The organism is Alcaligenes aquatilis, assembly GCF_003076515.1.
Lineage (GTDB): Bacteria > Pseudomonadota > Gammaproteobacteria > Burkholderiales > Burkholderiaceae_B > Alcaligenes > Alcaligenes aquatilis.
Genome location: NZ_CP022390.1, coordinates 2,361,417 through 2,373,847 on the forward strand (window position 1 = coordinate 2,361,417; position 12,431 = coordinate 2,373,847).

Here is a 12,431-nt window from a genome sequence, read left to right on the forward strand (position 1 = left end):
CATCTGCTGAATGAAGCTCATCACCCCGGAGTGATAGCATGATGGCTTTCCTGCTTCATTCCGGCTCCCAAAGGCTCGCTGACAGCCACGCTTTCCGAATTTTTCATCCCCATGACGCAAGCCAGTCTGATTTCCGATTTCATCACCATGCTCTGGTTGCAGGACGGCCTGTCCGCCAACACGCAGCAAGCGTATCGGCAAGATCTGGAGCGCCTGAAGGAGTGGGCTCAGCAAGAGCGCGAAGGCAAAGCGCTGGAGCAACTGCAAGCCAGCGATTTGCGCGAATGGATGGCCAGCCAGGCCGGTCAAAGCAAGGCCAGCACGGCCAACCGCAGGCTGGCCACCTTGCGTCGCTTTTACGATTGGACGGTGCAAGAAGGCATGCGGCAGGACGACCCCTGCCTGGAACTGAGCAGCGCCCGACAAGCCCCGCGTGTCCCGCATACCTTGTCTGAAGAACAGGTAGAGCGCCTGCTGGCCGCACCGGACATACATAATCCCTTGGGGCTGCGTGACCGCTGCATGCTGGAAACCCTGTATGCCAGCGGTTTACGCGTCACCGAACTGACCGAGTTGCCTTTGCAAAACCTGAGCCTGAGCGATGGCGTGCTACGCATCGACCAAGGCAAGGGTGGCAAAGACAGGCTGGTGCCTCTGGGGCAGGAAGCCTTGCACTGGATTGAACGCTATATGCAGCAATCCCGCCCTGCCTTGCTGGGCCAGCGTCGCAGCGATTTTGTATTTATTACCGGGCGCGGCACCTGCATGAGCCGCCAGTCCTTTTGGTTGATCGTCAAGAAATACGCGCTGCAAGCCGGAATTCTGGCCCCCTTGTCCCCGCACGTTTTACGCCACGCTTTCGCCACCCATTTGCTCAATCACGGGGCCGACCTGCGCGTGGTACAGATGCTTTTGGGCCACGCCGACATTTCCACAACCCAGATTTATACTCATGTGGCACGTGAGCGCTTGAAAGCCTTGCACGCAGCCCATCATCCACGCGCCTGAGCGCACTACCAAGATATGGCTAAAGAAAAACACGTCAGCGAAACACCGGCCACGCAGTGGCTACGTAAAAATGGCATTTCCTTTACCGAACATAGCTACAACTATGTCGATCATGGCGGAGCCATGGAAGCAGCAGCCCAACTAGGTCTGGACCTGCACCGGGTGGCCAAGACCCTGATCATGGAAGATGAAAGCGCCAAGCCCCTGATCATCGTGATGCACGGCGACCGAGAAGTCTCTACCAAGAATCTGGCTCGTCAAACGGGCGCAAAGAAAATCGCCCCCTGCAAGCCAGAGGTGGCCCAACGCCATTCGGGCTATATGGTTGGCGGCACCTCGCCTTTTGCCACTCGCAAAGCCATGCCTGTGTGGCTGGAAGAAGAACTGCTGGAGTTCGACACGATTTACATCAATGGTGGCCGACGCGGTTATTTGCTGGGTATCAATCCCCAGGTTCTGATCGACAAACTGGGCGCACGCCCAGTACAGGCTGGCCTGGAAAAAGGCTGATCCCACTTAGCGGCAGGTATAAAAAAGACGGCGCTGTCAGCCCGTCTTTTTTATATTCCGCGCTTGCTTGAACCATCAAACGCCGCAATAAACAGCCTAGTTCTGCTCCCTGCACTTCCTGCCACGCACGGCCACCACCACCACCACCACCACCACCACCTCCTCCTCCTCCTCCTCCTCCCGCAACTGGAACTGGATAGCCGCGCACTGCAACACTGTCCGCCCAGTCGCTTTTCACCAGACAAGGTGATTGCACCGCTTTGACATTTCGCCAGATAATTCAAATCTGAATAATAAGAGGGGACCCCATGTTTCAATCCTTGCGCCAGCCCGCCGTAATGACGGTGACTTTGGCAGCGGCTGGCATCCTGATGGTTACCATGGGGATACGCCAATCCTTTGGCCTATTCGTCGGCCCGATTGATAAGGCAAGCGGCATGGGCATTATGTCCATCAGCTTTGCCATGGCCGTGGGCCAGCTTACCTGGGGGGCGATCCAGCCTATTGCCGGTGCCTGCTCCGACCGCTGGGGCCCGGACCGGGTTCTGATCGCGGGCCTGCTGATTCTGGCATTGGGCTGTGCAGTGACTCCCTTTATAGGCACAGGCCTGGGACTGACCTTGACCTTGGGCCTACTGGCCAGCGTTGGCTCGGGTGCGGCCAGCTTCTCTACCCTGATTGGCGCGGCCGCCCAACGAATTCCTGAGCACGCACGCGGCCAGGCCTCTGGCCTGATCAATGCCGGCGGCTCCTTCGGACAGTTCGTCTTTGCTCCCGTCGTGCAAAAGCTGATCGGTTGGGTGGGCTGGATGTCGACCTTTTGGGTTCTGGCTCTGACCGCCCTGCTAACCCTGCCCCTGATCCGCAAACTAAGTCCTGGCAGCAAGGCCCAAAAGACAGCCGCCGCCCCCCGCCCCGCTCCTGTTACCAGCGGTCCGGGACTGGCCGAGACATTGAAAAACGCCATGACAGATCGCAGCTACTTGCTGCTGAGCCTGGGCTTTTTCACCTGCGGTTTTCACATTGCTTTTCTGGTCACCCACCTGCCGGGGGAAATCGACCTGTGCGGACTGCCGCCTTCAGTAGCAAGCTGGTCCTTGGCCTTGATCGGCCTGGCCAATATCTTTGGCAGTATCGCCGCCGGTTCCTGCATTGCCCGCTGGCGCAGCAAGTATGTGCTGGCGCTGATGTATGCCTCGCGCGCCGTGCTGATCCTGTGGTACTTGATGATGCCTAAAACCGATCTGGTGTTTTACATCTTTGCCATCGGCCTGGGTCTGACCTGGCTGGCGACCGTGCCACCCACCGCCAATATCGTCGCCAAGCTGTTTGGCACACGTTATCTGGCCACCCTATTTGGCTTGGCCTTGTTCTCGCACCAGATCGGTGGTTTTCTGGGGGCGTGGCTGGGCGGTATTGCCTTGACTCGTTTTGGTGACTACAGTTGGATGTGGTGGGCTGATATTGTGCTGGCCGTACTGGCTGCCATTGTCAATCTGCCGATACGCGAAGCCAAGATCAAGATGCAGACGGCTTAGGCGTCTCAGGAGTAAAACCCTGCTAAACCCCAGCAAAAACTGCAGTCCCAAAAAGAACGCTTTTTAACGGCCCCTTCATCAAAAAAACCCGCCATCATTGGCGGGTCTTTTATTTGGCGTACACATACGTCCTCTTTGCACCGGAGCAATACGTCGCCCCACAACAGAGTTCTTAGAACATGGTGTTGCTATTGGCAGCCTGCTCCGGCACGGCCTGAATCACATCCCAGTGCTCCACGATCTTGCCGTCTTGCACCCGGAAAATATCAATCACGGCCTGTCCGCGATCGGCCTTGCCATTGGTCGAATGCACATGCAGATAGACCAGATCCCCGTCTGTGGCACTGCGCACAATCCGCGCACGAGACTGCGGGTTCTCTTTGAAATAACCACTAAAGTAGCCCACAAAAGGCGCCTTCCCGTCCGGCACTTCCGGGTTGTGCTGGATATAGTCCTCGGCCACCACTGTCGCCGCTTCCTGCACCTGATGCTTGTTAAAGAAGCTATCGTAAAAATTGACCACTAGCGTGCGATTGCTTTCTTCCTGAACCACATCACGAGTCGGCGAATTGGCAGCCAACGCTGCATTTGTGCTCAACAAGAAAGAGCCCGCCAATAAAACTGGAGATACCCATCGAATTAACCCTTTCATCAGCCCCACTCCTTGATCAATAACCTACGGTAAAGCGCTGGCGCGAATGGGCAGGATGTTCAATCTCGTCCACCAAAGCGATGGCGTAATCCTCATAAGAAATCTTGCTGCCTTGGTCGGAGACCAAAAGACTGTCTTGGCCCACACGGAATTTGCCCGTGCGCTGACCGGGACCAAACTCTGCCGAGGGCGACAAGAAAGTCCAATCCAGCTCTTTTTCCTGACGTAGCTGATCCAGAAAGGCAATCCCCCCCAAGGCTTCGGTACGATACGCATCCGGAAATGCGGGCTGATCAATCAATCGCTGACCGGGAGCCACTTCAAGACTGGCCGCACCACCCACCACCAGATAACGCGGCACACCAGCCGCGCGAACTGCCGTGATCAGCTTGGAAGGATCCGACGAGGCGAAACGAACGGCGCTAATCGCCACATCGTGACCTTGCAGTAGCGCGATCAAACCGTCCAGATCATTCACATCACCCTGAACAGCCGTGACATTGGGCAGGCTGGCAATTTTTTCAGGATGGCGAGCAATCGCTGTCACTGTATGACCACGATCAGAGAGTTCTTTCAAAAGGCGCGAACCGACTTCGCCAGAAGCACCTATCAATGCAATACGAGACATAACCGCTCCTTGTGTGCTCAAATAAAGACCTGGTCTATAAAGTAGACCATTAAGCGTGATGCTAGACAGTTTTTTGACAGTCCACAAGAAGTCACGCCGGCCATACTAGGTCACACGCAAGTGACTATTGAACACAGGAGAGCAAGTCGCCATGTCCTCATCAAGCGCCACTACACAGGCTTGCAGCCTGATACAGGAAGAGTTCGAGCAACCCTGCCCCATCCGGGATGTGCTGGACCGAATTGGCGATCAATGGAGTCTGCTGATCCTGGAGTCCCTGGCACCGGGCACGCTGCGCTTTAACGAACTAAGTCGGGAAATCGGCGATATTTCCCGTCAGATGCTCTCGCGCACACTCAAGCGCCTGGAAACGGATGGGTTTGTACAACGAACCTTGTACGCAGAAGTGCCGCCACGCGTGGAATACACACTGACCGAACTGGGGCAGTCCTTTCTGGTGCCCATGCGGGAACTGGTGAAGTGGGCAGACATTCATCATGCGCGTATCTGTCAGGCACGCCGGGAATCCAAATCGGGCTAACAGTAGCCGGATGCACCCGGCGGCGCATTACGCCCCACCTCCTGTATTCACCAGCCCCGTTTGCAAGCAAGGCCTGAACGAACGGTCCTACCCCTGCCCCGAATGCCAGTGCCCGCCCTAAACCTAAACCGGAGGGGACGACGCCTTGTCAGCCCCAGGTCGACAACAAAAAAGCCGCATTACGCGGCTTTTTCTATCTACGGGAGCCAAGGCCTCAAGCCGCGCTGGCTGGCAAGCCAAACACCCGGTCAAAGGTCCAGCTAAAGATAAAGGAGTAGATCAAGAAGAACACCAGAATGGCCACTTCCATCCGCAGCGCTTCCATCAAGCCAACCTGATACCACCACATATACAAAGGCACGATGGCAATCACCAGGCCAGCCTCAAAACTGACGGCATGCACGCTACGGCGCAACAGGCTACGGCCTTTGACCGTTTGGCGAGACTCCCAATACTCAAAAGCGGTGTTGAACACGTAGTTCCAAACAATCGCAATCACCGAGATCGCCACCGCGATAGGCGCGGACTCCGAAGCCTCTCCACCGGCAAAGTAGGCCAGCAGGAAAGAAGAAAAAACAATGGCAAAAAACTCAAACAAACCCACGTAAAACACGCGGCGTTTCCAACCTTGGAGTGTCATGGCTAAGCTGCTTATGCGCACGCCCCTCAGCCCCAAGATCAAGGAGCCAAGAGAACAGTGCGATTAAAAATACGATGGCGGGCCCAGCAGGAATCGAACCTGCAATCTTCCCTTAGGAGGGGAAAGTTATATCCATTTAACTATGGGCCCGGCGGGCTTTCTGTGGAGTGGGCCCAAGCAGGCCAGACGCCACATACACGGCAGGAATTCAGGCTTTACAACATATAAGGGCAGATCCGACGCCTTTTCTTGTCTGCAAAAAACCGGGTGTTTTCCTGCCTGCTGCTACTGAAAGTGCTACAGCAAAAAGGCGGTTCAACCTACCTGTCCTGCCTCTGTGCGCTTGTCAGAAAAGCAGCCGCAAAGTGTACCAGCTAGACCGCAGAGGTGAAAGGTTTGAAACAGCTTCACAAAGCGGCCCCAAGATACGCCAGACAAGCCTAAAAGCATCCAGACCACGAATGACTCCGTAGTCCAAAAACCGCCTCAGCCCCCAGTCTGGAAAGGTTTTCCCTGCCTTGCCGCTTACTGAAAAAACCCAAGCCCCGCCCACAACGCCATTTTCAGCCCTTTTTAGGACAAACCCCAATCTAAATATGTTGTTAATATATTTATAAAATATTAAGATCGATCCCATGCTCTGCCCCTGGCCGTCGGCCTCTGACAGAGCTGGACTATAAAAAAACCACTGGAGACAAACATGAATTCCAAACTTGTTGCATCCACCTTGGCTGGCCTGTTTTTACTAAGCGGCATGGCCTCGACACAGGCAGCCGAAATTAGCTGGCGCGTCCCGACTTCGGTTCCCGAAGGCTCCCCGTTTTATCAGAATTTTCTGGAGCGTTTTGCAAAGAACGTGAAACTCATGACGGGGGACCGTGTCGAGATTCAGCCCTTTGGAGCCGGAGTAATCGTTCCCGCCCTTAAAGTCTTTGAAGCGGTAGAAACAGGCGTGGTGGAAGCGGGCCACTCCACCTCCAGCTATCTGGTCAACCAGGACCCAGCCAATGCCATTTTTGCAGGGTATCCCGGCGGCATGGGGCCCGATGCCTATCGCGTCTGGCTCTATGAAGGCGGCGGCAAGGAAAAGCTGCAGGAACTACGTTCCAAAAATGGCCTGAAAACCATGATTGTGGGGCTGGGCTCCACCGAAGTGCTGGCGCACTCCAATACCCCAATCCGAACCGCTGAAGACCTGAAAGGGCTGAAGTACCGAACCTCCGGCGCCTGGGCCGATGTGATGAAAGACTATTTCGCTGCGGTTCCCACGGTTGTGCCTCCTGGTGATACCTACACCTTGCTGCAACGCAAAGGGGTCGATGCCGTGGAATGGGCAACTCCTTCTTCCAATACCCCAGAAGGTTTTCATCAGGCGGCCAAATACATCGTCGTACCGGGTGTGCACCAGCCTACTTTTATGTGGGAAGTCGTCCTCAAGCAGGAAACCTGGGACAAGGTGCCCGCCGATCTGCAGCCACTCATTGAGGCCGCCGCTGAGCTGACCACGCATCAATCGCTGGACTACTTCTATAACGCCGACATCAAGGCCATGGAGAAGTATCGCCAGGGACGCAACGAAGTCATCACCCTGGATCCGGCCTTCATCAAACAATTGGCCGAGGCTGGCAATGACTGGGTACACAAGAAAGCCGAGGCCCAGGCGCAGTCCGGCAACGACTACATGAAAAATCTGCTGGCGGACTACGATGGTTTTCTGACTCGTTGGCGCAGCGAGAGCAATTACCTGATCCGCGACTAAGTCCTACTTTCTGAAGGAGAGCTGCCATGCTGCAGCCTATTTCAAAACTGATCGACTTTGTTGCCCTTGTCAGTGCCAGGTTGGCGCAGTTTGCTGCAGCCATCCTGGTCACGGCCATGGTGTGGGAAGTCTTTGCCCGCTACGTGCTGCATGCGCCAACAGTCTGGGCCTTCGATATCGCGTACATGATGAACGGAGCCATTTTTCTGCTGGGCATGGCCTGGGTCATGCGTCAGAACGAACACATCAGCATTGATGTGGTTCGCAAGCACTTACCCAAGTCCTTTGCCCGTATTTCAGATGTAGTCCTGTACTTGCTGGTGCTGTTTCCCCTGTTTGCCGTATTGAGCAAAGTTGGCATCAACAAAGCCTGGATGGCCTGGAAGCTGAACGAAGTTGAAATGGTCAGCCCCTGGGCCCCCGTGATGTGGCCGTTCTACGCCTGCATTGCCATTGGTCTGGTCGCCTTCACCTTGCAACTGCTGGCGCATGGCTTGCGCTGCGCGGTCAACGGGCAAAGCCATACTGAGGTCGAGGTGAACCCATGAACCTATGGATTGCCGGACTGATGTTTCCCGCTCTGTTTCTGCTGGTTTTTCAGGGCATGCCCGTGGCGTTTGCACTGATCCTGCCGGCTTTTCTGGCGGGTTGGTACGCCTTTGGCCCCATGGTCTTTGATCAGATGTACGGTGCTCTGTATGGAGCGGCCACCAACCATATCCTGTCAGCGATTCCCATGTTTGTGCTGATGGGGGCGCTGCTGGAGCGTTCAGGTATTGCTGCCCGCCTGTTTCGCACCATGCAATTATGGCTAGGTGGTCTGCCAGGCGGGCTGGCCATTGCCACTATCGCCATGGCCGCCACCTTTGCCGCCGCAGCCGGTGTGGTGGGGGCGGTAGAGATCATGGTGGGGCTGATGGCCATCCCGGCCATGAAACGCTTTCGCTACAACAACTCCCTGATCGCCGGCACGATCTGCGCTGGCGGGTCGCTGGGCACCATGATCCCTCCGTCGGTGGTTGCAGTCGTCTACGCCTCCCTGGCACAGGTTCCGGTGGGAGAGTTATTTGCTGCCATGCTCTTTCCGGGCCTGTTGATGACCACGCTGTTTGTGGGCTACATCCTGATCGCCACCACGCTCAAACCGGAGCTGGGGCCTCGGGCGGACGACGAGGATATGCGCCGGCCATTGGGTGAAAAAATCAGTATTACGATGCGTGGTCTGGTTCCCATGATGCTGCTGATCATCGCCGTTCTGGGCTCCTTGATGAAAGGGATTGCATCGCCCACCGAGGCCGCTGCCCTGGGCGCGGCAGCCGCCGCTGTCCTGTGCATTTTCTACCGTCAGTTCAACTGGGACGTTTTCAGTGGAGCATTACGGATTACGGTACGCATTACCGCGATGATCATGCTGATTGTGGCCGGAGGCACCATGTTTACCGGCGCCTTCGCTGCCAATGGCGGCGCCAAGCTGGTACACATGCTGACCAGTGATCTGGGCCTGGGCAGCACCGGTACGATCATTCTGTTTCTGGGTATCGTATTTTTGCTGGGCTTTGTGCTGGACTGGACTGCCAACGTCCTGATTTGCGTGCCGCTGTTCCTGCCCTTTATTGTGGCAACAGGACTGGACCCCTTGTGGTTTGGCGTGATGGTGATTGTCGTTATTCAAACCAGCTATCTGACACCGCCCCTGGCCTCATCCATTTTCTACCTCTTGTCCATTGCCCCCAAAGACATGACATACGGACAAGTTTGTCGAGGTGTAATGCCGTTTGTTCTTGCTCAGTTACTGACCTTGCTGATCGTGGCGCTGTTTCCCGCGATTGCAACCTGGTTACCCCAGCAAGTCTCCGGCTTTTAACGTCATTTTTTGTATTGGAGTCTCTGTGAGTAGCGCCCCTGCCCCTTCTTCTCGTGCCGCTGAAACCGCTTACCAAGCGATTGAGCAGTTAATTGCCACACTCAAACTGGAGCCTGGTCAGGCCATTGTGGAAAGTGATCTGGTGGAAATGACAGGTTTGGGGCGCACCCCCTTGCGTGAAGCCCTGATGCGCATGGTAGCCCTGGGATTGATCGAGCAGCAGCCCCGCCGTGGTCTGCGTGTCAGTGAAATCCGTGTGGCTGAACACTTGACCCTGATTGAAACGCGCCGGGTTCTGGAGCGCCTGATTGTGCAGGGCGCTGCCCGCTGGGCAAGCCCGGCGCAGCGCAGCGCCTTGCTCGGCCACGCCCAGGCCATGGTCGATGCCGCCAACGCCAAGGATATCGACGCCTATATGCTGGCCGATCAGCATTTGGACGAAGTCATCCACCAGGCCTGCCGCAACACCTTTGCTGTGCAAGCGGTCACGCCCATGATCGTTCAGTGCAGACGATTCTGGTACGCCTATCAATACGAAGGCGACCTGGAAGCCGGCGCCCAAGCTCATTTCACACTGGCTGAAGGCATCCAGGCTGGAAACCCCGACTTGGCCTTGCAAGGCTCTGAAACGCTAATGGCCTACCTTAGCGCCTTCACCCGCAAGGTCATTGAGTAAACCGATAGACCAACGACTAATAATCTGGAGACATCATGAATCTGAACGGAATTCTCGTTCCCATCGTTACCCCGTTTGACGCCAACAACCAACTAAATGAAGCTGCTCTGGAGCGCCTGGTCGAGTGCTTTATTGAAGCCGGCGTGGGTGGTATCGTGGCTTGTGGCACCACGGGCGAATACTACGCACTGAGCGTACAAGAGCGCCGCCGCGTGCTGGAGATTGTTGCCAACACCGGCCGTGGCCGTACAACACTGATTGCCGGCGTGAACTCCATGTCACCTGCCGAAGCCATCAGCCGAATCCGCGAAGCCGAGGAGTTGGGTTACGAAGCGCTGATGCTATCCCCCACTCCTTACAGCCTGCCGGGCCAAAATGAAGTGGTGGCGTATTTCAAAGAAGTCGCCGCCGCCACCGAACTGCCTATCGTCATGTACAACTTCCCAGCACGCATCGGCATCCAGATCGAGCTTGAGTCCGTTTACGAACTGGCCAAGGTCAAGAACATTGTGGGTATCAAGGAGAGCAGCGGTAACTTCAGCCGGGTAGTGGCCATGGTCAATGCCAATCTGCCCGATTTTCAGGTGGTGTGTGGTTGTGATGACCAAGCCGCAGACTTCCTGTTCTGGGGCGTCCGTAGCTGGATCAGTGGCGGGGCCAATGTGTTTCCGGCCGAGCAGGTTCAAATGCTCAAAGCGGCAGAACAAGGAGACTGGGACAGCGTGCGCCGCATGATGGCCGCCATGCTGCCCGCCATTGCCGCCATGGAATCGGGTAACTACAACCAAAAAGCCAAACTGGGTTGCGTGCGTCACGGCATTGATGTCGGTTCGGTACGCCTGCCCCTGCTACCCGTCGACGCGCAGGAACGGGATGACTTCCTGGCACAAATCAACGCTTACCAAGTCGAACAGGAGGCTTGAATGTCTACACAGAAAGAGACGGTCTTTGAGTTGGCCCGCGCCGGCAAGCTGCACGCTTCCCATTTGATTCCTGGCCACCCAACCACGGCTGCGGGCTTGCTCGATAACATCAGCCCTATTGACCTGACCGTGATTGGCAAAATCGCCGCTGGCCAAGCCTCGGATGTAGAAGCGGCGGTCACTGCCGCACGCGCAAGTTTTGAATCCGGGCAATGGTCCGAGCTGTCTCCGGCTGACCGTAAGAAGATCATGCTCAAGTGGGTGGCCTTGTTGGAGCAACACGCCGAGGAACTGGCTGCGCTCGATTGTGTGGATGCAGGCAAACCCATTACCGAATGCCTGAACACCGATATGCCAGCCACCATCGACACCTTCAGTTGGTATGCGGAAGCGGCTGATAAATGCTTTGGCCGAATCTCCCCCACTGGCACAGAAGCACTGGGTTTGATCACCAAAGAACCCATTGGTGTGGTGGCCGCCGTATTGCCCTGGAACTTCCCGGCCCAGATGTACGCCTGGAAAGTGGCCCCAGCCCTGGTATGCGGCAACTCGGTGATTGTGAAACCATCCGAGCTGACCAGCCTCAGTGCCTATCGCATGACACAACTGGCGCATCAGGCAGGCATCCCGGAGGGGGCGCTCATTCTGATCACAGGCACAGGAGAAGAAGTAGGAGAACCGTTGGGACGACACGAGGACGTGGACATCGTGTCGTTTACCGGCTCCACCGAAGTGGGACGCCTGTTCCTGAAATACTCTGCGGAAAGCAATCTGAAAGAAGTCGTGCTGGAATGCGGCGGTAAAAGCCCTCAGGTCGTTTTTGAGGACGCCCTGCTGGACGAAGCGGTTCCCTCCATCTTGGCCGCCGCCTTCTGGAACATGAGCGAGAACTGCAGTTGCGGCTCCCGCCTGATCGTACACAGCAGCCTGAAAGACACACTGCTACACAAGCTCAAGCAGGGCTTGGACTCCTGGAAAGTGGGCTTGCCTACCGACCCGGATGTGTCTATCGGACCGATGGTCGAAAAAGCGCACTTTGAAAAAGTGGTCAGCTTTCTGCAGAACCCCGGTAAAAACGCCCAACTGGTCCATGGTGGGCGTGTCCACAGTGACTTGGGCAGTGGCTGGTATATCGAACCCACCATCTTCGATCACATCACCCCGCAAGACCGCCTGTTCCAGGAGGAAGTGTTCGGCCCCATCCTGGCCGTCACGACCTTCGAGACAGAGGAACAAGCCATCGCCTTGGCGAATGACACCCAATACGGCCTGGCCGCCTCCATCTACACACTGGATGTACGGCGCGCACAACGTGTCTCACGCAAGATCAAAGCAGGCACCGTGTCGGTCAATGGTTTTTCCGAAGGGGATATCACCGCGCCTTTTGGTGGCTTCAAACTGTCCGGTTTTGGCGGCAAGGACAAGGGAATGGAAGCCCTGGATCAGTACCAGCAAACCAAGGCGATCTGGTATGTGAATCAGTAATCCGCTCCTTGCGCGGCTCAGGCAGTAATAAGCAGGCCGCTGTACACCGCCCCCCAAACTTCTGGACATGAAAGCGGGGGGCGGTTCTTGTCCGTGAGCGGATCCGGATTCTTGAGCCGGTATAACATCCTGCTTCCAGGTCTCGTCCGGCCCACTCGGCATAGGGTGTTCACGATGTGACACTGGTCATCAGCCCTCAGCGGGCAA

Annotated in this window: 13 protein-coding genes and 1 tRNA gene; 10 read left to right on the plus strand and 4 right to left on the minus strand. The window is 56.3% G+C overall.

Going from position 1 to position 12,431, the window contains the following annotated elements; all coding sequences use genetic code 11:
* The first annotated feature begins 111 nt into the window (after positions 1 to 111).
* The 3 genes from xerD to CA948_RS10815 all read left to right on the plus strand — a co-directional run bounded on the left by xerD (position 112) and on the right by CA948_RS10815 (position 3,056).
* On the plus strand, positions 112 to 1,008 hold the full coding sequence (gene xerD, locus CA948_RS10805; protein ID WP_108728002.1) for a site-specific tyrosine recombinase XerD: 897 nt from the start codon (positions 112 to 114) through the stop codon (positions 1,006 to 1,008).
* Between the two features lie 15 nt (positions 1,009 to 1,023).
* Complete coding sequence (ybaK, locus tag CA948_RS10810) at positions 1,024 to 1,518, plus strand: Cys-tRNA(Pro) deacylase (protein WP_009461319.1); 495 nt, start codon at positions 1,024 to 1,026, stop codon at positions 1,516 to 1,518.
* 308 nt (positions 1,519 to 1,826) lie between these two features.
* On the plus strand, positions 1,827 to 3,056 hold the full coding sequence (locus CA948_RS10815; protein WP_108728003.1) for an MFS transporter: 1,230 nt from the start codon (positions 1,827 to 1,829) through the stop codon (positions 3,054 to 3,056).
* A gap of 172 nt (positions 3,057 to 3,228) precedes the next feature.
* Here CA948_RS10815 and CA948_RS10820 read toward each other — a convergent pair whose 3' ends face one another.
* Together CA948_RS10820 and CA948_RS10825 are read right to left on the minus strand one after the other, a co-directional pair.
* Positions 3,229 to 3,708, minus strand: a complete 480-nt coding sequence (locus CA948_RS10820) for a nuclear transport factor 2 family protein (protein WP_108728004.1) — start codon at positions 3,706 to 3,708, stop codon at positions 3,229 to 3,231.
* 16 nt (positions 3,709 to 3,724) lie between these two features.
* Positions 3,725 to 4,336, minus strand: a complete 612-nt coding sequence (locus CA948_RS10825) for an NAD(P)-dependent oxidoreductase (protein ID WP_108728005.1) — start codon at positions 4,334 to 4,336, stop codon at positions 3,725 to 3,727.
* Positions 4,337 to 4,487: 151 nt separating this feature from the next.
* Between CA948_RS10825 and CA948_RS10830 the strand changes: the two genes are divergently transcribed.
* Positions 4,488 to 4,877 carry a winged helix-turn-helix transcriptional regulator gene (locus tag CA948_RS10830; protein WP_108728006.1) on the plus strand — a complete coding sequence of 130 codons (390 nt, stop codon included), beginning with the start codon at positions 4,488 to 4,490 and terminating at the stop codon, positions 4,875 to 4,877.
* 214 nt (positions 4,878 to 5,091) lie between these two features.
* On the opposite strand, the gene CA948_RS10835 is transcribed toward CA948_RS10830, so the two are convergent.
* Together CA948_RS10835 and CA948_RS10840 are read right to left on the minus strand one after the other, a co-directional pair.
* Entirely contained in the window at positions 5,092 to 5,517 is a 426-nt protein-coding gene (locus tag CA948_RS10835) for a PACE efflux transporter (protein WP_108728007.1), read from the minus strand.
* Positions 5,518 to 5,592: 75 nt separating this feature from the next.
* A tRNA-Arg gene (locus CA948_RS10840) sits at positions 5,593 to 5,667 on the minus strand.
* Positions 5,668 to 6,217: 550 nt separating this feature from the next.
* On the opposite strand from CA948_RS10840, the gene dctP reads away from it, so the two are divergent.
* The 6 genes from dctP to CA948_RS10875 are packed head-to-tail and all read left to right on the plus strand — an operon-like array spanning position 6,218 to position 12,224.
* Complete coding sequence (dctP, locus tag CA948_RS10850; protein WP_094195810.1) at positions 6,218 to 7,276, plus strand: TRAP transporter substrate-binding protein DctP; 1,059 nt, start codon at positions 6,218 to 6,220, stop codon at positions 7,274 to 7,276.
* Positions 7,277 to 7,302: 26 nt separating this feature from the next.
* The gene (locus CA948_RS10855) at positions 7,303 to 7,824 is read left to right on the plus strand and encodes a TRAP transporter small permease subunit (protein WP_108728009.1); all 522 of its coding nucleotides are present in this window, start codon (positions 7,303 to 7,305) and stop codon (positions 7,822 to 7,824) included.
* Entirely contained in the window at positions 7,821 to 9,140 is a 1,320-nt protein-coding gene (locus CA948_RS10860) for a TRAP transporter large permease (protein ID WP_094195808.1), read from the plus strand. Before CA948_RS10855 ends, CA948_RS10860 begins: the two co-directional genes overlap by 4 nt.
* Before the next feature lie 25 nt (positions 9,141 to 9,165).
* Positions 9,166 to 9,816, plus strand: a complete 651-nt coding sequence (locus tag CA948_RS10865; RefSeq protein ID WP_108728010.1) for a GntR family transcriptional regulator — start codon at positions 9,166 to 9,168, stop codon at positions 9,814 to 9,816.
* A 35-nt stretch (positions 9,817 to 9,851) separates the two neighbouring features.
* On the plus strand, positions 9,852 to 10,739 hold the full coding sequence (dapA, locus tag CA948_RS10870; protein WP_108728011.1) for a 4-hydroxy-tetrahydrodipicolinate synthase: 888 nt from the start codon (positions 9,852 to 9,854) through the stop codon (positions 10,737 to 10,739).
* Positions 10,740 to 12,224, plus strand: coding sequence for an aldehyde dehydrogenase (locus tag CA948_RS10875; protein ID WP_108728012.1), 1,485 nt, complete (start codon positions 10,740 to 10,742; stop codon positions 12,222 to 12,224). It begins immediately after the preceding gene.
* The last annotated feature ends 207 nt before the right edge of the window (positions 12,225 to 12,431 follow it).